The organism is Caulobacter sp. GW821-FHT09B11 (assembly GCF_059418205.1).
In genome coordinates this window covers 1-20,607 of the sequence record NZ_JBWKPK010000053.1, presented here as the reverse complement: position 1 = coordinate 20,607, position 20,607 = coordinate 1, and the positions used below count along the sequence as shown (strand labels likewise).

The 20,607-nt window shown below is 70.2% G+C and carries 16 protein-coding genes; 8 read left to right on the top strand and 8 right to left on the bottom strand.

The genetic code is table 11. The features are described from left to right. Positions 1 to 137: 137 nt before the first annotated feature. From AC07N1_RS24385 to AC07N1_RS24370, 4 genes are all read right to left on the bottom strand, one after another. A complete protein-coding gene (locus tag AC07N1_RS24385) occupies positions 138 to 1,469 on the bottom strand; it encodes a dicarboxylate/amino acid:cation symporter (RefSeq protein ID WP_494674144.1) in 1,332 nt (443 codons plus the stop codon). Positions 1,470 to 1,583: 114 nt separating this feature from the next. Continuing rightward, positions 1,584 to 2,042 carry a DUF6491 family protein gene (locus AC07N1_RS24380; RefSeq protein ID WP_494674143.1) on the bottom strand — a complete coding sequence of 153 codons (459 nt, stop codon included), beginning with the start codon at positions 2,040 to 2,042 and terminating at the stop codon, positions 1,584 to 1,586. A 97-nt stretch (positions 2,043 to 2,139) separates the two neighbouring features. Beyond that, positions 2,140 to 2,550, bottom strand: a complete 411-nt coding sequence (locus tag AC07N1_RS24375) for a DUF6491 family protein (protein WP_494674142.1) — start codon at positions 2,548 to 2,550, stop codon at positions 2,140 to 2,142. Between the two features lie 78 nt (positions 2,551 to 2,628). Continuing rightward, entirely contained in the window at positions 2,629 to 5,793 is a 3,165-nt protein-coding gene (locus AC07N1_RS24370; RefSeq protein ID WP_494674141.1) for a PAS domain S-box protein, read from the bottom strand. Positions 5,794 to 6,076: 283 nt separating this feature from the next. Between AC07N1_RS24370 and AC07N1_RS24365 the strand changes: the two genes are divergently transcribed. The 4 genes from AC07N1_RS24365 (at position 6,077) to AC07N1_RS24350 (ending at position 11,115) form a co-directional block, all read left to right on the top strand. Continuing rightward, entirely contained in the window at positions 6,077 to 6,841 is a 765-nt protein-coding gene (locus AC07N1_RS24365; RefSeq protein ID WP_494674140.1) for an IclR family transcriptional regulator domain-containing protein, read from the top strand. 11 nt (positions 6,842 to 6,852) lie between these two features. Next, complete coding sequence (locus tag AC07N1_RS24360) at positions 6,853 to 8,202, top strand: MFS transporter (protein WP_494674139.1); 1,350 nt, start codon at positions 6,853 to 6,855, stop codon at positions 8,200 to 8,202. 23 nt (positions 8,203 to 8,225) lie between these two features. Then, a complete protein-coding gene (locus AC07N1_RS24355; RefSeq protein ID WP_494674138.1) occupies positions 8,226 to 9,716 on the top strand; it encodes a NosD domain-containing protein in 1,491 nt (496 codons plus the stop codon). A 91-nt stretch (positions 9,717 to 9,807) separates the two neighbouring features. Next, positions 9,808 to 11,115 (top strand): carbohydrate porin, encoded by a 1,308-nt coding sequence (locus AC07N1_RS24350; protein WP_494674137.1) that lies wholly within the window; start codon positions 9,808 to 9,810, stop codon positions 11,113 to 11,115. Between the two features lie 198 nt (positions 11,116 to 11,313). On the opposite strand, the gene AC07N1_RS24345 is transcribed toward AC07N1_RS24350, so the two are convergent. Continuing rightward, positions 11,314 to 11,721 carry a helix-turn-helix domain-containing protein gene (locus tag AC07N1_RS24345; RefSeq protein ID WP_110122149.1) on the bottom strand — a complete coding sequence of 136 codons (408 nt, stop codon included), beginning with the start codon at positions 11,719 to 11,721 and terminating at the stop codon, positions 11,314 to 11,316. 201 nt (positions 11,722 to 11,922) lie between these two features. Here AC07N1_RS24345 and AC07N1_RS24340 point away from each other — a divergent pair, with 201 nt between their 5' ends. Beyond that, entirely contained in the window at positions 11,923 to 12,936 is a 1,014-nt protein-coding gene (locus AC07N1_RS24340) for an NAD(P)/FAD-dependent oxidoreductase (protein WP_494674136.1), read from the top strand. Positions 12,937 to 12,970: 34 nt separating this feature from the next. Continuing rightward, positions 12,971 to 14,134, top strand: a complete 1,164-nt coding sequence (locus tag AC07N1_RS24335) for an acyl-CoA dehydrogenase family protein (RefSeq protein ID WP_494674135.1) — start codon at positions 12,971 to 12,973, stop codon at positions 14,132 to 14,134. 81 nt (positions 14,135 to 14,215) lie between these two features. Here AC07N1_RS24335 and AC07N1_RS24330 read toward each other — a convergent pair whose 3' ends face one another. After that, positions 14,216 to 14,944, bottom strand: a complete 729-nt coding sequence (locus tag AC07N1_RS24330) for an energy transducer TonB family protein (protein WP_494674134.1) — start codon at positions 14,942 to 14,944, stop codon at positions 14,216 to 14,218. A 199-nt stretch (positions 14,945 to 15,143) separates the two neighbouring features. Here AC07N1_RS24330 and AC07N1_RS24325 point away from each other — a divergent pair, with 199 nt between their 5' ends. Further along, positions 15,144 to 16,019, top strand: coding sequence for a lytic transglycosylase domain-containing protein (locus AC07N1_RS24325; protein ID WP_494674133.1), 876 nt, complete (start codon positions 15,144 to 15,146; stop codon positions 16,017 to 16,019). On the opposite strand, the gene AC07N1_RS24320 is transcribed toward AC07N1_RS24325, so the two are convergent. Both AC07N1_RS24320 and AC07N1_RS24315 read right to left on the bottom strand, forming a co-directional pair. Continuing rightward, positions 16,016 to 17,182, bottom strand: coding sequence for a CaiB/BaiF CoA transferase family protein (locus tag AC07N1_RS24320; protein WP_494674132.1), 1,167 nt, complete (start codon positions 17,180 to 17,182; stop codon positions 16,016 to 16,018). The genes AC07N1_RS24325 and AC07N1_RS24320 overlap by 4 nt on opposite strands. A gap of 78 nt (positions 17,183 to 17,260) precedes the next feature. Continuing rightward, positions 17,261 to 19,069, bottom strand: coding sequence for an ATP-binding protein (locus AC07N1_RS24315; protein WP_494674131.1), 1,809 nt, complete (start codon positions 19,067 to 19,069; stop codon positions 17,261 to 17,263). Between the two features lie 159 nt (positions 19,070 to 19,228). Here AC07N1_RS24315 and spbR point away from each other — a divergent pair, with 159 nt between their 5' ends. Beyond that, positions 19,229 to 20,362, top strand: a complete 1,134-nt coding sequence (gene spbR, locus AC07N1_RS24310) for a pole-localized protein SpbR (RefSeq protein ID WP_494674130.1) — start codon at positions 19,229 to 19,231, stop codon at positions 20,360 to 20,362. Positions 20,363 to 20,607: the final 245 nt, after the last annotated feature.

Here is a 20,607-nt window from a genome sequence, read left to right as displayed (position 1 = left end):
CCCAGAGGGGGAGCATCTTGAAGAGCGCCGCGTCGGCCAGATCCTCCCCCTCTGGGGGAGGTGGCCCGGAGGGCCGGAGGGGGTCCGCGCAGCGGAACCTCCCCCAGAGGGGGGGCTTGGATCGGGAGAAGGGCCTGCTAGTCCGCGTCCTGCAAGGCCGGATCAGTGGTCACGATCACCGCCGGCGGCTCTCCACCCGCCAGGGCCAGGTCGAGGGCGTCCTTGTCGAGGGCGTTGTCCCAGCGGGCGACGACGATGGTGGCCAACGCGTTGCCGATGAAGTTGGTCAAGGCCCGGCACTCGCTCATGAAGCGGTCGACGCCGAGGATCAGCGCCATGCCCGCCACCGGCACGCTCGGCACCACCGACAGCGTCGCCGCCAGGGTGATGAAGCCGGCCCCGGTGACCCCCGCCGCGCCCTTGGACGACAGCATGGCCACGCCCAGCAGCAGGAGCTGCTCCTCCAGCGACAGGTGCACGCCGGTGGCCTGGGCGATGAACAGGGCCGCCAGGGTCATGTAGATGTTGGTGCCGTCCAGATTGAACGAATAGCCGAGCGGCACCACGAGGCCGACGACCGGCTTGGCGCAGCCGGCGCGTTCCAGCTTTTCGATCAGGCTGGGCAGGGCCGATTCCGAGGAACTGGTGCCCAGCACCAGCAGCAGCTCGCCCTTCAGGTAGCGGATCAGCTTGAGGATCGAGAAGCCGTTGAACCTGGCCACCGCCCCCAGCACCACCAGCACGAAGATCAGCGAGGTTGCGTAGAAGGTCCCGACCAGGGCGGCCAGGTTGATCACCGAGCCGATGCCGTACTTGCCGATGGTGAAGGCGAAGGCCCCGAAGGCGCCGATCGGGGCGGCCTTCATCAGGATCGCCACCAGCTTGAAGAAGGCGTGGGCGACGGCTTCCAGCAGGTCGATCACCGGCTGGCCGCGGTCGCCGACCAAAGCGAGAGCGATGCCGAACATCACCGAGAAGAACAGCACCTGCAGGATGTCGCCATCCGCGAAGGCCCCGGCCACCGTGGCCGGGATGATGTTCATCAGGAAGCCGACGATGGTCGTCTCGTGGGCCTTGGCGGCGTAGTCGGCGACCTTGGCGTTGTGCAGCGTGCTGGGGTCGACGTTCATGCCCGCGCCGGGATGGACGGCGTTGGCGATGATCAGGCCGATGATCAGGGCCAGGGTCGAGAAGGTGAGGAAGTAGGCGAAGGCCTTCAGCGCCACGCGGCCGAAGCGTCCCAGGTCGCGCATGCCGGCGATGCCTGTGACGACGGTGAGGAAGATCACCGGGGCGATGACCATCTTCACCAGCTTGATGAAGGCGTCGCCCAGCGGTTTCAGGCTCTCGCCGAAGCCGGGCCAGAAGTGGCCGATCAGGGCGCCGGCGGCGATGGCGACCAGCACCTGGACGTAGAGATGCGTGTACCAGGGGCCATGGCGCGGCGGCGCGGCTGCGGCGGGAAGCATGGCTCGTCTCCGGGGCCGCCGTCGCCGACCCCCGACGCCGCTGCGGCGAGGCCTAGATGTCCAGCCGGCGCGCGCTCCGGCAAGCGCTTTCGAAAGGCCGCCGCTCCGGAAGTCTTACGACTTGGGCTGCTTCTTCTTCGAAGGCGGGTAAGCCTGTTCCACCTCGTCGGCCGTCAGCCGGCGGATCGACTGGATCGGATAGCTGTGGCGGCCCACGCTTTCGGGCACGATCACCTCGGCGTCGAGCGGCGAGCAGATCCAGGAGCTGCCGCGCGACTTCAGGCCGATGCGCAGGGCGGTGTCGAGGTCGAAGGAGGAGTAGAACAGCTTCAGCTGATAGACTTCCTTGCGGGTGACCTCGACGTTCAGGGTCTTGTCGTCGACCACCTGATAGCCGCGGATGTTGTCGGCGAAGAAGCAGCCGTCGCGGCCGGACGCCTTGCTCGGCTTGGCCTTGGCGGCGGGGGCGGCTTCCGGAGCCGGGGTCTGGGCCAGGGCCGGCGCGGCCCAATTCGCCAGGGTCACGGCCGCCGTCAGGACCAGGGCGCTGAGAACGGAGACGGAGCGGCGCATGCGAGGCTCTCCCAAACTGGACGAGGGATGATCATAGACCGACGATTTTATCGCTGCATTGCCGATTTGCGGCCGATTGTGGCGGTCTCGCGGGCGGTCAGGACTTCGGCTTCTTCTTCAGCCGCGGCCAGGCCTCGGCGTATTCCTCGGGCGTCAGCCGGCGGATGTCCCGGACCTGGTAGCGGCCCGAACCATTGGACTCGGGCACGACCACCGAGGCGTCCTGCGGGGCGCAGATCCACGATCCGCCGCGCGACCTGACGCCGATGCGGATGGAGGTCTCCAGGTCGAAGGCCGAGTGCATCAGCGTCAGCTGATAGGCCTCGTCCTGGCGGATGTTGACGTTGATCGTCCTGGCGTCGATCACCTGATAGCCGCGCACCTGGTCGGCGAAGAAGCAGCCTTCGCGCCGGGACGGCTTGGCCTTGGCGGTGTCGGCGGCCAGGGCCGGCGCTGCAAGAGCGGCGGTCAGGACGAGGGCGCTGAGGATGGTGGCGGAGCGGCGCATGACGAGGCTCTCCAGAAGTGTCTGGCGCTCACCATAGACACGCGGCTCGACGGCCCGCAACGTCACCGATGTTCGTGATCAGGCCGCCTGGCGCGACAGGTCCTCGATCCAGGCGTCGAGATCGGCCCGGGCGCGGCGCACCCCGGCCCGCAGGCGGGCCAGCGGCTCGTCCAGCGGCATGTCCTCGACGCAGGCCGTCTCCAGGTCGGCGGCCATGTGGCTCAGCTGCATGAACCCGAGGATGCCGGCCGATCCCGCCAGGCGGTGGGCGTCCTCGCGCAGGACCTCGGGCGTCTCGTCGAGGAAGCGGGCGTCCAGCTGCTGGCGCAGCATGTCGGCCAGGCGGGCGGTGCGGGCCGCGCCCATCGCGGCGGTCAGCGCCTTGCGGGTGGCGGCCTCGTCGGCGTCCTGGGCCGAGCGCTCGGCGACGAAACCGGCGCCGGTGGCGGCCAGGTGATGGGCCAGCGCCTGGTCGAGGTCGCGCTCGCTCAGCGGCTTGAGCAGATGGCCGACCATGCCGGCGTCCAGGCAGGCGGCGATCTGCTGCGGCGCGCCGCTGGCGGTCAGGGCCAGCACGGGGGCGGTCGTCAGGCCGCGGCGGCGCAGTTCGCGCGTCGCCGTCAGGCCGTCGATCACCGGCATGTGCACGTCCATCAGCACCAGGTCGAAGGCGGCGGTCTCCAGCGCCTTCAGGGCCTCGGCGCCGTCGGCGGCGGTCTCGACCGCGCAGCCGCGGCGCTCCAGCAGTTCGCGGAAGAGTTCGCGGTTCAGCTCGACGTCGTCGACCAGCAGGATGCGGCGGCCGGGGAAGACGGCGCGGACCGAGGTCTCGGCCGACGGCGGGGCGGCCTCGCCATTGGCCAGGGGCAGGGCGATCTCGAAGGCGAAGGTCGAGCCTTCGCCGACCTCGCTCTCGACCCAGATGCGCCCGCCCATCAGCTCGACCAGCTCGCGCGAGATGGCCAGGCCCAGGCCCGTCCCGCCGAAGGTGCGGGTCACCGAGCTGTCGGTCTGGGAGAAGCGCTTGAACAGGCGGTCCAGCTTGTCGGGCGCGATACCGACGCCGTTGTCCTCGACGCTGATGCGCAGCCGCGCCCGGCCGCCTTCGCAGCCGAGGAGCTCGGCCCGGGTGCTCACCGTGCCCTGGCGGGTGAACTTCACGGCGTTGGACAGCAGGTTCAGCAGCACCTGGCGCAGGCGATGGCGGTCGCCGACATAGCGGCCGTCGAGGTCGCCGACGATGCGCAGGTCGACCTGATGCTCGCCGGCCTGGGTCTCGACCATGGCCGTGGTCTCGACGATCATGTCCTTCAGCGAGAACGGATCGCTTTCCAGGGTGACGGCGCGGGCCTCGAGCTTGGAGAAGTCGAGCACGTCGTTGATCAGGGCGTTCAGCGCCTCGCCGGCGCCGCGCACCCGCTCGGCGCGCCGACGGTCCTCGAGCCCGAGATTGGGGCTTTCGGCCAGCAGCCGCGAGAAGCCGATCACCCCGTTCAGCGGCGTGCGCAGCTCGTGGCTCATATTGGCCAGGAACTCGGCCTTGGCGTGGTTGGCGGACTCTGCGGCGTCGCGGGCCGAGGCCAGCTGGGTGGCCATGGCGGCCAGCTCCAGGGTCTGGCGTTCCAGGGCTTCCTGGGCCTCGACGCGGGCGGTCTGGTCCTGGACCTGGGCGATGAAGTGCCTGGGCGAGCCGTCCGGCGCCCTGACCAGCGACACCGACAGGTGCACCCAGACGATGCGGCCCTCCTTGTGGAGATAGCGCTTGTCCATGGCGTAGCTGGTGATCTCGCCGTCGATCAGCCGCCCCAGCAGCGACAGGTCCTTGTCGAGGTCGGAGGGGTAGGTGATCGTCTGGAAGTCCGTCCGCAGCATCTCGGCCTCGTCGTAGCCGACGATGCCGCAGAAGGCGGCGTTGATCTTGTTGAAGCCGCCGTCGAGCGTGACCAGCGCCATGCCCACCGAGGCGCTGTGGAAGGCGGTCTCGAACTCCTCCATCTGCGCCTTGCGGGCGCTGATGTCGTGCATCAGGGCGGTGAACTGCCAGCCGTCGTTGCTGCGGGCGGCGCTGATCGCCAGTTCGATCGGGAAGCTCTGGCCGTCGCGGCGCACGGCCGGCACCTCGATCCGCTGGTCGAGGACCACGCCCTCGCCGGTGGAGAGGAAGCGCTGGAGGCCCCGCTGGTGCGACTCGCGCAGGCCCTCGGGGATGATCAGGTCGGCCAGGCGGCGGCCGATCGCCTCCTCGGCGCGCCAGCCGAAGGTGGTCTCGGCGAAGCGGTTCCAGTCGGTGACCACGCCGCGGTCGTCCATGCTGACGATGGCCTGGTAGGCGTCGGCGATGATCCGGCGGGCGCGGGCTTCGCTGGCTTCCAGCTTGCGGCGCAGGGCGCGTTCCTCGGTGATGTCGCGCAGCACGCCGAACACGGCGATGACGCGGCCGTTCTCGTCGAGCTCGCAGGTGGCGCGCGAATGGCCTTGTCGGATGGCGCCGTCGGCGCGCAGCAGGCGCACCTCGTGCTCGATCACCGTCCGGTCGACGACCACCTGATGGGCGCGCGCCTGGGCGGCCGCGCGGTCGTCGGGATGGTACATCTCCAGCCAGTTGTCGAAGGTCGGCGTGAACTGCGCCGGATCGCGGCCGTAGATCCGGTAGACCTCGTCCGACCAGCCGATGGTGCGGTTCACCAGGTCGCAGCGCCAGTGGCCGACCCCGGAGATGGTCTCGGTCATCGACAGGATGCGGCGCTGCTCGGCGGCCTGGCGCTCGGCCCGGCTCTTCTCCATGCGGGCCACGATCGCGTCGGCCAGGATGCGCAGGCGGTCGAGTTCGTCTTCGCTGGGCCGCGGGCGAGGGTCGGTGTCGATGACGCAGAGCGTGCCGAGATTGGCGCCGTCGCGATCGCTGAGCACGGCGCCGGCGTAGAAGCGGATGTCCGGCGCGCCGGTGACCAGGGGATTGGCGGCGAAGCGCGGATCGCGGGTGGCGTCTTCGACCACCATCACCGAATGCGGTTCCTGCCGCAGGGCGTGGGCGCAGAAGGCCAGTTCGCGCGGGGTGGATTCAGCGCCCAGACCGTGGCGCGACTTGAACCACTGCCGATGGTCGTCGACGAGGGAGATCAAGGCGATGGGCGCGCCGAACAGCTCCGCGGCGAAGGCGGTCAACTGGTCGAACGACGGCTCGGGAGCCGTATCGAGGATGCGGTAGGAGGCCAGGGCCGCCAATCGGTCTTGTTCGAGCATCGTAATGCGCCGCTATCTAGAGGCGAGCAACCTGCCTCCCTTGCGCTTCATATCCTCTGAACGAACGCCGTTTGCCGCTGCGGCCGATTGAAGCAGAGCCGGAGGAGGGGTCTCCGCAGCCGCCATTTTTGACGGATCTGGAAGTTTCCGTTGGGGAAGACACGACGCTTGCGGTCGGCCTCGTTTTGCGCTTTCAATCCCTGACATCGAAATTTCGCACAAATGTTCGCATTGCGCACAAATGTCGAAATCTCTGACAAAGATGACAAAAAGGGTGAGAAACGTGACGGCTTCGGCCCCAGGCAAGGACTACGTGCAGGCGTTCGCCCGCGGCCTCGACGTGATCCGGGCCTTCGACGCCGATCACCCCCGGATGACCCTGAGCCAGGTGGCTGAGCGCACGGGTCTGACCCGCGCCGCCGCCCGCCGCTTCCTGCTGACCCTGGTCGAAGAGGGCTACGCCTTCAGCGACGGCAAGACCTTCGGCCTGGCCCCTCGGGTGCTGGACCTGGGCTTCGCCTACCTGTCGACCCTGGGCATGTGGGAGTCGGCGCAGACCGTGCTGACCGACGTCACCCGCCGCATCGGCGAGTCGTGCTCGGCCAGCGTCCTGGACGGCGACGAGATCGTCTATGTCGCCCGGGTCGCCGCCAGCCGGATCATGACCGTGGGCCTACGGGTGGGCAGCCGCCTGCCGGCCTTCCACACCTCGATGGGCCGCATGCTGCTGGCGCACCTGCCGCCGGCCGAGCTGGACCAGGTGCTCGAAGGCCGCAGCTTCGAGAAGCTGACCCCCAACACCGTCACCGACACCGAGGAGCTGCGGGCGATCCTGAAGCGCACCGCCCAGCAGGGCTGGTCGCTGACCGACCAGGAGCTGGAGATCGGCCTGCTGTCCATCGCCGTGCCGCTGCGCGACCGCACCGGCCGGGTGGCGGCGGCGATCAACGTCTCCACCCACGCCAGCCGCACCACGCCCCAGCAACTGATCGACACCGTCCTGCCGGTGCTGCGCGAAGCGGCCGGCAAGATCGTCTCGATCGTTTGAGGAACGCCGCCATGTCCCAATCCTCCCAGATGGGCGCCAAGCCCGTCGAGATCGGCCCGCTGCTCGATCACGGCCCGTGGGGCGGCTACCAGAAGCTCGTCTTGTTCATGACCGCCCTGGCGGTGATCCTTGACGGCTTCGACAACCAGGTGCTGGGCTTCGCCATCCCCGCCATCGTCAAGGAGTGGGGCGTCAGCCGTTCGGCCTTCGCCCCGATCTTCGCCATCGGCTTCCTGGGCATGAGCCTGGGCACGGCCCTGGGCGGCATGCTCGGCGACCGGGCGGGCCGGCGCACGGCGCTGATCGCGGCGGTGGCGCTGTTCGGCGTCTCCACCCTGGCCTCGGCCTTCGCGCCGGACCTCGTCTGGCTGGGCGTACTGCGGACCATCTCGGGCTTCGGCCTGGGCGCGGCCATGCCCAACGCCACCACCCTGATCGCCGAGTTCAGCCCGACCCGCCGCCGCAGCCTGGCGGTGACGCTGGGCATCGTCTGCATCCCGCTGGGCGGCCTGGTCGGCGGTCTGATCGCCGCCCATACCCTGCCGAGCCTCGGCTGGCGGGCGCTGTTCATCATGGGCGGGATCGCGCCGCTGATCCTGACGGGCGTGCTGGCGGTCTGGCTGCCGGAGTCGCCGCGCTACCTGGCCGGCCGTCCGGCCCGCGCCGGCGAACTGGACAAGGTCATGGCCCGGATGGGTCACGCCCACGACGGCGCCGGCTTCACCGACCACGGCGAGACCCCGGTAAAGCGCGCCTCGTTCGGGCAGCTGTTCGACCAGGCCTTCCGCCTCGACACCGTGGCCCTGTGGGGCGCGTTCTTCTTCTGCATCCTGTCGACCTATGTGGTGTTCAGCTGGGCGCCGTCGATGCTGTCGGCCTCGGGCTTCGATCTGGCCGTGTCGAGCAACGGCCTGGCGGCCTTCAATCTCGGCGGCGTGCTGGGGGCGGTGGCCGGGGCCTGGGCGATCCTGCGCTACGGCTCGCGGGTGTCGATGCTGGCCATGGCGGCCGGAGCGGTGATCTCGTGCGCCCTGCTGGCCCTGACCCCGCTGGACGCCGGCCATGGCGCGACCCGCCTGATGGCCGGGCTGTTCGTCGCCGGAGCCTTCATCAACGGCGTGCAGACCACGCTCTACGCCCTGGCCGCCCAGGTCTATCCGGCCGCGGTGCGGGCCACCGGCGTCGGCGCCACCGCCGCCGTCGGACGCCTGGGCGCGATCGTCAGTTCCTTCGTCGGGGCGGCGGTCGTCTCGACCGGCGGCGCGGCCTATTTTGGCGCCATCGCCCTGACCATGACCTTCACCCTCGTCAGCCTGGCGCTCATCCGCCGGCACGCCCCGCGCGCCCTGGCCTCGGCCTGACGCGAAAACACAAGGAAGACGCCATGCGAAAGCTCCTCCTGCTCGCCGCCGTCGCCGCCATCCTGCCGGCGGCCGCCCAGGCCCAGACCGCTGTCACGCACGACACGCGCGACGTGCTGAAGGTCGACCGCCCGACCGACGACGGCCAGCCCGGTTCGCTGCGCTGGGCGCTGGAGACCAGCAACGCCGCGCCCGGCCGCTATCGCATCGAGATCGTCCCGACCGGTCCTGGCCCGATCGAACTACGCATCGACTCGCCCCTGCCGCCGATCAAGGGGCCGGTGAAGATCGAAGGCACAGCCTGGAAGGCCGACGGCCGGTACGCCGTCATCGACGGCTCGGGCTACGTCAAGCGCGACCTCAAGGACTGCCCCGGGGCCAATCCGGCCGAGTACGGCACCAACATCCGCACCACCACCAAGCCCGGCCTGGCCTTGATCGACACCCGCGAGGTCGAGCTGACGGGTCTGGAGGTGCGCAACTTCTGCATCGGCGTGCTGGTGCTGCGGACCAGCAACTCGGTCTTCCACGACAACCGCTTCGTGCGGAACATCGGCGGGGCCGGGGTGATGTTCAGCGGCGATGACGGACAGGGCGGTTCGACCGCCACCACGACGATCAACAACAAGGTCCTGCGCAACGTCTTCTACGAGAACGGCGACGGCCTGGAACTGACGCGCGGCGCGGCCTTCAACCTGGTGGCCGACAACGTGTTCGACGCCGGCGAGGACAATCTGGAACCCTCGCAGGGCATCGAGATCCTGCGCGGCAACGACAACACCGTCGTGCGCAACCTCTTCCAGAACTACACCGACGGCCTGCAGATCAACTGGGGCAGCCGCAACTATCTCGGCGCCAACGTCTTCCGGGCCAACGGCTTCGGCGTCAGCCTGACGGGCGATGGCAACATCGTCGACGGCAACGTCATCAGCGGCAACGCCGTGGGCGTGGCCGTGCGGTCCGAAGCGGGCGCGACCGCCAACCGCATCAGCCGCAACCGCATCTTCGGCAACGCCGCCCCGATCAGCCGCTGCTCGGCCGGGGGCAGCTGCGATCCCAAGCTGGTCAAGGGTGGGATCGTGCTGGGCCTGCCGGGCCTGGAGCACGCCGGCTTCGTGGGCAAGCGCGGCTACGGCGTCTCGACCGACACCAGCAAGATGGCCCGCATTTGCCCCGAGGCGCAGCCCTGCCAGGGCCTGCCCAACAGCGGCCAGGCCGCGCCCGTCATCGAGGGCGTCAAGGCGGGCGCCGCCGAGGGAACCGTCAAGGCCGCGCCCGGCCAGGTGGTCACCGTCGAACTCTTCTCCAACCGCACGGCCGACGCCAACCAGGGCGAGACCTTCGTCGCCGACCAAGTGGTCGCCGCCAATGCCGACGGGGAGGCGCGGTTCGCCATCCCGCTGCCCAAGGACCTGTCCGCCCAGTCTCTGAGCACCCAGTCCCTGACCGCCACGGCCACCTCGGCCGGCGGCGCGACGTCCAGCTTCAGCGCGCCATCCCCCCTGGCGCGCTGATCGACCGGGCTCCGCATACCCCCAAGGGCGGAGCCCGGTCCCCCCATCGACTTTAGAGACGCGGATCCTGCCGGACCGCGAAGGAGGTCCCATGTCGCGGATCCTGATGCTGGCCGCCTCGATGCTGGCTTTGACGGGTGTGGCGCAAGCGGCCGAGCCGGCCCAACCGAGTCAGGACTGGAAGGTCCGCTCCACCCTGACCGGCGACTGGGGCGGCATGCGCTCGCGTCTCAAGGCCAAGGGCGTGACGGTCAGCCTCGGCTACGCCTCCGAGAGCGCCCTGACCCTGTCGGGCGGCAAGGAGGGCGGCGGCGTCGGGGGCTACACCCAGGAACTCAACGCCCGCGCGGTGCTCGACATGGGCAAGCTGGCCGGGATCGAGGGCGGGACGGTGAACATCGCCGTCGAGGAGCGCACAGGCCGCAATCTCTCGACCGAGGGCGTCGGCAACCTCTTCATGGTGCAGGAGCTCTACGGCGCGGGCATGGACTTCCGCATCTCCGAGCTGACCTGGGCGCAGGCCTTCGCCGGCGACAGGTTCAATGTGAAGGCCGGCCTGATGCACACCGGCGACGACTTCGGCTCGTCGGCCCTGAACTGCAATTTCCAGAACTTCGCCTTCTGCCCGCGCTCGCCGGCGCTGCTCTACAACAGCGGCTTCTCGGGCTATCCGGCCCCGCGTTGGGCGGCGCGGGCGCGGCTGCGGCCGGCCAAGGACTGGACGGTCACGGCCGGCGTCTATGAGGTCAACGCCTATCGCGTGCAGGAGAACAAGGGCTGGAACCTGGCCATCGACTCCAACGGCCTGCTGCTGCCGGTCGAGATCGGCTGGGCCAAGCCGGACAAGGGACCAGGCGGCCTGCCGGGCTTCTATCACGTGGGCGGCTACTACGAGACGGCCGAGCGCGCGAACGTCTACAGCGACGCCCTGGGCCGGTCCTACGTGCTGAACGGCACGAGTCCGGCGCTGGAGGACAGCCGCTGGGGCGCCTGGGCGATGGGCGAGCAGATGGTCTGGCGCAAGGGACCGGCGGCCTTGAGCGTCTTCGCCAACGCCCTGGCCTTCGATCGCTCGACGGCGCGCTACAGCCATTTCTACAGCGCCGGCCTGGTGCGCACCGCGCCGTTCGCCGGCCGTCCGAAGGACAAGGCGGGCGTGGCCGTCGCCTATGTCCGGGTCAATGACCGCCTGGAGGACGCCCAGCGCGAGCGTGCTGTCCAGACCGGAAACTGGAGCGGGGTGCAGACCAGCGAGAGCTCGGTCGAGGCCTTCTATGCGGCCCAGGCGACGGGATGGCTGGTGGTGCGGCCGAACCTGCAGTTCATCCACCGGCCGGGGGCGACGGGCGCGATCCCGGACGCCTGGGTGGGCGGGCTGACGCTAAGGGCGGCGCTTTAGGACGGGGCTCGGTTTCCCCATGCCAAAAACCGCCTTCCTCGCCCTTGTGGCGAGGATCCATGGCGCGGCGATCTCGGGCTTGCGTCGAAGAAGCTCGGCGTCCGCTGCTCGTCCTGGATATTCTGAGCAGGCGGACGCATGGGTCCTCGCCACAAGGGCGAGGAAGGCAAGGAGTGGAAGCGGCGAGGGGCGGGAGCCTCAGGCCGGATCGTCGTCCACCATCGCCTTGACCAGGTCGACCACACGGCGGCGCAGGCGGCGGTCGCCGAGGCGGGGGAACAGGTCGGCCAGTTCCAGACCCTCGGGCGTGGCCACGAATTGGGTCATGCGCTGGGCGACGCCGTCGTCCTCGCCGTTGTCGGTCTCGTCCAGGCCTTCGAAGAAGTAGGACACCGGCGACTGCAGCAGGCGGGCCGCGTCGTACAGCTTGCTGGCGCTGATGCGATTGGCGCCGCGTTCGTACTTCTGGATCTGCTGGAAGGTGATGCCCAGAGCGTCGGCCAGCTGCGTCTGGCTCAGGCCCAGAACCTTGCGTCGGATCCGCATGCGGGCGCCCACATAGATGTCGACGGGGTGGGCGGGATCGACGGCGGGCTTCTGGGTCATTCTGTCTCGTCCTCGGCGGACCACAGTGATGCACGTGGTGCGGTTGTTTAATGGGCAGAATAGACCGCTGATCGTATTCCGTCACGTCGCCACGACGTCGCATGTCGCTAACTCGACACAAAACGCTATCTGGATGGTCGTCCTGCCGACGCAAAGGCATTCGGACTTGACCTTTCAGTCGCCCGGCGGTGTCTGCCGCCCATGATTTTGCAGTCAGGCGCGCCCGTGGCGGTGGCCGGAGCCGGGGCCTTCGGGTCGGCGACGGCGCTGATTCTCTCTCGACTCGGTTTCCAGGTGACGGTGTTCGACCCGGCGGCCCCGGGCGACAATGCTTCGGGCGTGGCCGCGGGCATGCTGGCGCCGGCGGCCGAGGCGGTGTTCGATCCGGTGTCGCGTCGGCACATGCCGGTGCTGCGCCGTGGGCGCGATCGCTGGACGGCCTTCGCCGAGGAGCTTGGCGTCGCGATCGATCGCGGCGGTCTTTCCATTGAGGGCGAGGCGTCCTTCCTGGCCGAGGTCGAGACCGCCCTGGTCGAGGCCGGCGCGGGCTTTTCGCGTACGCCTGATGGCCTGTTCAGCGACGAGGACTGGCGACTGGACGCCCGCCAGGCCCTGGCGGCCCTGCGTGACGCCGCCATCAGGGCCGGTGCGGTCTTCGATCGGCGCGCCGCGACCCGTTTCGAGGACGGCCGCCTGACCCTGGACGACGGCGCGGTGCTGGCCTTCGACGCCCTGGTCGTGGCCGCCGGCGCGGGCGGCGAGGGGCTGGCGCCCGAGCTTTCGGTCCTGACCCCGATCAAGGGCCAGATCCTGCGTTTCGACGCGCCAATGGTCGAAGGGCCGGTGCTGCGCGGCAAGGGAGTCTATGTCGCGCCGGGGCCCAGGCCCGCGATCGGGGCGACGATGGAGGCCGGGCGCGACGATCGCGAGGCCGACCCGGCCGTGGTCGAGCCGCTGCGCGCCGCCGCGGTGCGCCTGCGACCGGAACTGGCCGGGGCCTCGGCCAGCATCGAGGTCGGGGTGCGGGCCTCGACGCCGGACGGCCTGCCGCTGGTGGGCGAGAGCCGCGCGGCGGGGGTGATCCTGGCGGCCGGCGCACGGCGCAACGGCTGGCTGCTCGCTCCGCTTGTGGCCGACATGGTCGCGGCGTATCTGACGGGCGCCGATCCCGGAGAGGACGCGGCCGCCTTCGACCCGCAGCGTTTCGAAGGCTAGAAAAAGAACGACGAGAGCGCAGGGAAGGGACGACATGGCCGGTTTCTGGCTGACCGAAGAGCAGGAAGCGATCCGCGAAGGCGTGGCCAAGGTGTGCGCCGCCTTCGATGACGAGTACTGGCGGCGGACCGACGAGACCGGAAACTTCCCCGAGGAATTCGTGGCCGCCATCGCCGAGGGCGGCTGGCTGGGCGTGGCCATGCCCGAGAGCGTCGGCGGGGCGGGCCTGGGCCTGACCGAGGCCGCCGTGATGATGCAGACCGTGGCCCAGTCCGGCGCGGGCTTCTCCGGCGCCTCGGCCATCCACCTCAACATCTTCGGCCCGATGCCGCTGGTGAAGTTCGGGACCGACGCGCAGCGCGAGCGCCTGCTGCCGCGCATCATCTCGGGCGAGGACAAGATGTGCTTCGCCGTCACCGAGCCCAATTCGGGCCTGGACACTTCCAGCCTTGAGACCCGGGCCGAGAAGGTCGACGGCGGCTATCGCCTGAACGGCCGCAAGATCTGGACGACCGGCGCCCAGCGCGCCAACAAGATCCTGATCATCGCCCGCACCACGCCCAAGCACCAGTGCGCCAAGCCGACCGGCGGGCTGTCGCTGTTCTACACCGATCGCGAGCACATCGAGGCCAAGCCGATCCCGAAGATGGGCCGCAAGGCGGTCGAGTGTAACATGCTCTTCATCGAGGACCTGTTCGTGCCCCAGGAGGACCTGGTGGGCGAGGAGGGCAAGGGCTTCCAGTACCTGCTGCACGGCCTCAACCCCGAGCGGGTGCTGTTCGCGGTCGAGGCTATCGGCCTGGGCCGCGCGGCGCTCGCCAAGGCCTCGACCTACGCCAAGGAGCGCGTGGTTTTCGGCCGGCCGATCGGCCAGAACCAGGGCGTGGCCCATCCGCTGGCCAGGTCGTGGGCTGAACTGGAGGCGGCCAACCTGATGGCCTTCAAGGCCGCCGCCCTCTACGACGCCGGCAAGGACTGCGGGGCCGAGGCCAACGCCGCCAAGTACCTGGGCGCGGAGGCCGGCTTCACGGCCTGCGAGGCCTCGGTGCTGGCGCATGGCGGCATGGGCTACGCCAAGGAGTACGACGTCGAGCGCTATTTCCGCGAGGCGATGATCGCCCGGATCGCGCCGGTCAGCCGCGAGATGATCCTCAACTTCATCGCCGAGCGCGTGCTCGGCCTTCCCAAAAGCTATTAGGCCAAGAGCTATTAGGCCAAGAGCTACCAGGAAACTCGGGCGAGGCGGCCAGATACGCGGCGCGCCTCGCCCGACGCCCCCTCAGTCAGCGGCGTTGAAGCGGATGGGGATCCTCACCTGCGCGCCGTCGACCGCCTGGCCGTTCTCGAGCTGCGGCTTCATCTTGAAGAACCGCGCCAGTTTCAGGGCCGCGGAGCCGAAGCCTTCGCTGGCCGGGTTTTCGTCGACCACCATGCAGTGCTCCACCGTGCCCTTGGCCGTGACCGCGCAGTTCAGCGTCGCCCCGCCCGAGACCCCGCGCCGCTGGGCGCTTTCGGGGTAGTAGCGCGACATGTCGTCGGCGCTGGGCATCCTCAGCCAGGTCGCCCGGGTGATGACCTTCGGCGCCGGGGCCGAAGGTGGTCCCGGAGGCGCCGGCGGATCGGCGGTGAAGTGCGGCGGCTCGGCCGTGGTCGGCGGGCCCGGGTTCTCGGGGATCGGAACGGGCAGGGGCTCGGGCGTCGGGAACGGCGTGGGCAGCGGCGGATGCACCGGGATCGGGTTGGCGGCGCGGGGCGGCGTCGGCAGCGGCTTTTCCGGTGGCGGCGGAGGCGGCGGCTTGGGAACGAACGGTTGCAGCTCGAAGCCGCCCTCGTCGATGATCTCGGTCGGCATCGTCACGTACTTCTGCACCGCGATGTAGGCGAACAGGGCCACGTGCGCCGCGCCGGAGATCGCCAGGGCGGTGATCATGCCCTTGGAGAGCTTGTGCTTGTCGTCGCGGTCCAGGCCGGCGATGCGCGGGTTGAAGTCGGCGGGTTGGGCGATCATGGCGACCTCCAAAGAGCGGCGTCGATCAACTTCGACACCCCGACGCTCACATGGAGAATGACGCGTGTAAACAGATAAAATTACGATCGTGATATTTTGTTGTCTGGCCAATTGTCCGGGTGCGGCCAGAGCGCGCAGGGCGAGGCGCGTTAAACGTGGTTAAGGACGCATTAACCATGCTCATTCAGATATTCCGGGTATGGCCGTCCAATCCATCCGCAACGTCGTCGAGTCGGCGATCCAGCGCGCTTCCAGCGCGACGGGGGTGGATTTCACGTTCCTGATGGGCACGGCCAAACGCGAGAGCGGCTACAACCCGGCCGCCAAGGCCCGCACCTCGTCGGCCTCGGGCCTGTTCCAGTTCGTCGACCAGACCTGGCTGGCCACGCTGAAGAAGCACGGCGCCAAGTACGGCTACGCCCGTTACGCTGACCTGATCCAGCAGGGCTCGGACGGCAAGTATCGGGTGGCCGGCGACGAGGCCCGCAAGGCCGTGCTGGGCCTGAAGCTCGATCCGCACGCCGCCTCGCTGATGGCCGGCGAGCTGGCTTCGGATCACGCCTCGTACCTGCGCGGCCGGGTCGGCCGCTCGCCGACCTCGGGCGAGCTCTACGCCGCCCACTTCCTGGGTCCGCAGGGCTCGGCGCGGCTGATCGAGGCCGCCAACAACAATCCCGGCGCCAGCGCCGCCTCGATGTTCCCCGAGGCCGCGGCCGCCAACCGCTCGATCTTCTATCGCGAAGGCCGCGCCGCCACGGTGAGCGAGGTCTACGCCAACCTGACCAAGACCGCCGGCGGCGGCAGTGGGGTCTCCGCGCCGGCCGCCCGCGAGAGCCAGCCCGAAAGCACCGAAGGCTTCCTGCAATACGCCACCGGCCGCCGCATGGACCGCATCCAGCAGCAGCAGGCGGTGGTCGACCTGGTGCTGCGGGGCTCGCAGGGCTTCGACGGCGCGTTCGGCGCCGGCAAGAGCGAAGGCAGCAGCACGAGCCGCGTGGCCAACAGCTTGTTCTCGGCCGAGATGCTGCGCATGCTGTCGGACGCCAATGTCGGCTCGAGCGGCAAGGCGCGCTAAGCGCCCATCTCCCTGATCTCCGCCTCCGAATAGCCGAGCTCGGTCAGCACGGCCGCCGTGTCGGCGCCGAGCGCCGGGGCGGGGCTGGGGGCGTGGTCTTCGATCCCCGGGAAGCGGGCCGGGGCGGCGGGCGAGCGGAAACCGGCGGTCGTCTCGACGAAGCAGCCGGCGGCCAGGGCCTGCGGGTCCTCGACGAGGTCGCGCGGCGTCTGCCAGGGCGCCCAGGTGATGTCGCCTTCGTCGAGGGCGGCGGCGGCGGTCTCGTAGTCCATCGATCCGAAGGCCGCGTCGAGGATGTCGACCAGGGCGGCGGTGTTCTCGCGCCGGGCGCGGGCGCCGGAGAAGCATGGGTCGTCGACCAGCTCGGGCCGGCCGACGGCGGCGGCGATGCGCGGCCAGTCGGTCGCGCCCTGCCGGGCCAGCAGGCAGATCCAGCGGCCGTCCCGGGTCTGGAAGAAGTTGGCCAGGGGCTGGACCGCTTCGCGGCGCGGACGGGTCGAGGCCAGCTTGCCGAAGTGGAGCTGGATGGCGAGGTCGGAGCCGATCGCGTAGGCGCCGGTGCGCAGCAGCGAGGTCTCGACCAGCCGCCCGACGCCGGTCCGGTGGCGCTCGTGCACGGCCGCCAGGATCGCCGAGACCGTGGCCAGCGAGGTGACGTGGTCGCCCATGCCGGTGCGGATCGGGAAGGGCTCGGCTCCTTTCGGCGCGGTCAGGGCCCCGACCCCGGCGCGGGACCAGAAGGCGGCGACGTCCATGCCCGGCTTGTCGGCGTCGGGACCGGTGAGGCCGTAGCCGGTCAGGCTGCAGTAGATCAGGCGCGGGAAGGCGCTGAGCAGGGTCTCGTGGTCCAGGCCCGCCCGGCGCAGGGCGGCGGGGCGGACGTTGGTCAGGAAGATGTCGGCCGTGGCCACCAGGCGTTTCAGGGCCTGGGCGCCGGCGGGGCTGCGGATGTCGAGCACGACCGAGCGCTTGCCCCGGTTGTCGAGCTCGAACACCGGGTTGGCCGCCTGGTCCGAGCCGATGGTCTCGAAGAAGCGCCGCATCGGGTCGCCCTCGGGCGACTCGACCTTGACCACGTCGGCGCCCCAGTCGGCCATGATCCCGGCCGCGCCGGGGGCGGCGATGTAGGTGGCCAGCTCGACGACCTTGAGGTCCCGCAGCATCCGCTTCCTCCCGCTTTTCTCGTTGCCGAGAGAATGGGGCGGGCAGGATGGAAGTTCAAACGGATGTTGGAAAGCCCGTCAGGCGGCGCCCCGTGCGGCCTCGGCGCGAGGCTGGCGGGTGAGGGCGGCGGCGTCGGCCACGGCGCGGGCCACGCCCGCCACGCTGACCGGCTTGCGCAGCACGGTGTCGGCGCCGGCCTCTGTGCACTCGCGGGCCTCGTCGGCGTCGCCGCCGATCACGGCGATGATCGGCATGTGGCCGTTGGCGCCGGGCAGGGCGCGGATCTCGGCGGCGGTCTCCGGACCGTCCAGAACCGGCATGCGGCCGTCGAGCATCAAGAGGTCGAACTCGCAGACCTTGGCCAGATCGACGGCGCGGCGGCCGTTCTGGGCGTGGACGACCTGGTGGCCCAGCTGTTCGAGGATGGCGCGCAGCATGGCTGCGTTTAGGGCGTCGTCCTCGGCGATCAGCACGCGCAGGCTGCGCTGGACGTCGGGGGCCTGATCGGCGGCGGCCAGGGTCTCCTCGACCGGCTCCTGCGGGCAGGGGATGGCGACGTCGTAGGGCAGCAGCAGGGTGAAGCAGCTGCCGACGCCCAGGGCGCTGCTGGTCTCCAGCGCGCCGCCCATCAGCTTGGCCAACTGGCGCGACAGCGACAGGCCAAGGCCCGCGCCGTTGACGCCGGCGCCGGTGCGCTCGACGCGGCGGAAGGGCTCGAAGGCCTGCTCCAGCTCCTCGGCCGACAGGCCGGGGCCGGTGTCGGCGACCTCGATGGCGATGCGGTCGCCGCGCGGCTCGATCCGCACCTCGACCCGGCCGCGGACGGTGTACTTGACCGCGTTGCCGACGAGGTTGGCGATGATCTGGCGGGTGCGCATCGGATCGGCGACGGCCGCGCCGAGGAGACGGGCCTCCAGCGACGGATCGACGTGGACGGCCAGCTCCAGCCCCTTGGCCAGGGCGTGAGGACGTTCCAGCAGGGCGAGGTCGCGGACCAGGCGAACGGGCTCGAAGGGCTGGCGCTCGACGGCCAGGCGGCCCGCCTCGGCGGTCTCGGCGTCGAGCGTGGCGTTCAGCACCGCGATCAGGTCCTGGGCGGCGTCGAGGGCTGCATTCAGCTGTTCGCGCGACGGCGCGGCTCGGCCGCCCTTGCCGGCGGCGGCGGCCAGCACGTGGGTGACGCCGGTCAGGCCGTTGCGGATCTCGTGGCTGAGGGTGGCGACGATGTCGGACTTCGAGCGGGCGGTGCGCTCGGCGGCCTCGAGCACGCGCAGGCGCTCCTCGATCAGGGCCTCGTGGGCGACGGCCAGGGCGTGCTGGCGGCGCAGCATGCGGTTGAAGATCATGGCCATGGCCATGGCGAGCGCCAGGCCGCCCCAGGCCATGACGCCGGCCGAGCGGCTCTCGGGCCGGCTGAAGAGGGCGACCAGCGGGCCGGCGGCGGCCACGGGGGCGACGACCATCAGGCACGGCAGCACGGGCGCGGCGAAGAAGATGCAGACCATGCCGGCGGCGGCGGCCAGCAGCAGCAGGGTCTCGCGGGCCGGACCGGCCCCTTCGGCGAAGGCCGACATCTGCACGACGGCCAGCGCCCACAGCAGCCCGCCCGCGACCTGAAGCCGCATGCGGCGGGTCATGTCCTCGGCCTCGGGGGTCTTCAGCCAGTTGGTGACGCCGTAGAACACGCCCCAGTTGATGGCGAAGACGGCGAAGCTCATCGTCATCCACAGCGCGTTGTGCGCGTAGGACCCCGCCCAGACGAAGAAGGGCAGGCTTACGGCGAAGATGGCCAGGGCGTAGGGCAGCAGCGCCGTCTGCGCGCCGAGGGCGAGCGCGGTGTCGGCCCCGGGCCTGGTCAGGTCTTGGGTTCGGCGCTCGGCGAGCAAGAATCGGATCCTCGGACAGTCAGGGGAGGACGCTATGCGCTCACGGTTTGCGGCTGGTTACGGGGTATCGTTAATCGGGTGGGCATTCAGGGCAAACAATCGTTAACGCTAACCGTCACATTGTTTGATTCGACCGTTCATTCGCAGAAGGCCAGGCCCATGGCCACGACCCGCGCCGCGCTGACCACCGACGACATCCGCATGCTCGTGAAGGGCGCGACGCCCGACGAGCGCGCGCTGGCGGCCCACAAGCTGTGCCGCAAGATCGACCGCGCCGAACTGAGCGAGGACGAGCGCCTCCAGGCCCAGGACATCCTGCGGGTCATGGCCGCCGACGCCGCCGAGCTGGTGCGCCGCGCCCTGGCCGTGACGCTGAAGAGCTCGCCGCTGCTGCCGCCCGACGTGGCCAACCGCCTGGCCCGCGACGTCGAGAGCGTGTCGCTGCCGGTGATCAGCTTCTCGCCGGTGTTCAACGACAACGACCTGGCCGAGATCATCCGCCTGGGCGGTCCGGTCCGCCAGATGGCGATCGCCCGCCGGCCCAAGCTGTCGAGCAAGGTCACCGGCCTGCTGGTCGACCAGGCGCCGGAAGACGTCGTGGCCGCCGCCTGCGCCAACGACAACGCCCGCTTCTCGGACATGGCTCTGCAGAAGGCCCTGGACCGCTTCGCCAAGTCGGAGACCGTGCTCAAGGCCGTGGCCTACCGCTCGGTGCTGCCGCTGTCGGTGACCGAGCGCCTGATCGACATGGTCGGCGACCAGCTGCGCGAGCACATCCTCGACAACCACGCCCTCTCGGCCGAGCGGGCGCTGGAGATCATCGTCGGCGCCAAGGAGCGGGCGACGATCGACCTGGTGGACCAGGCCGGCCGCACCGCCGACCCGCAGGCCTTCGCGGCCCACCTGCATCGCGCGGGCCGGCTGACGCCGTCGCTGCTGCTGCGGGCCGTGGCCCAGGGCCACATGACCTTCTTCGAGTGGGGCCTCTCCGAACTGGCCGGGGTTCCGCATCACCGCACCTGGCTGATGGTGCACGACGCCGGCGCCCTGGGCCTGAAGGCCGTCTACGAGCGGGCCGGCCTGCCGTCGCGCCTGTTCGCGGCCTTCCGCGCCGGGGTCGACGCCTATCACGGCATGGAGTTCGATGGACGCCCCGGCGAGCGCGAACGCTTCCAGGAGCACATGCTGCAGCGGTTCCTGACCTCGTCCCAGGCCGTCTCGCGCGAAGAGCACGACTACCTCCTCGACAAGCTGGACCGCCTGGCGGGCTTCAAGGCCCGCGCGGCGGGGTAGGGGATTTCCTTCTCCCCTTGCGGGAGAAGGCGGCGGCCATTCCCGAGGAACCTCCCCCTCTGGGGGAGGCGATCGCGTAGCGATCGGAGGGGGGAGTTGGTGCGGGATCGGCCAACGCCTCGAAAGCTGAAACCGTCCCCCCACCGGCCTTCGGCCGCCTCCCCCACGGGGGGAGGTTCCGCTGCGCGGACCCCCTCAGTCGCGGAGTTTATCCTCGGGCCGGCCTTTGGCCGGACCCGGGGGCG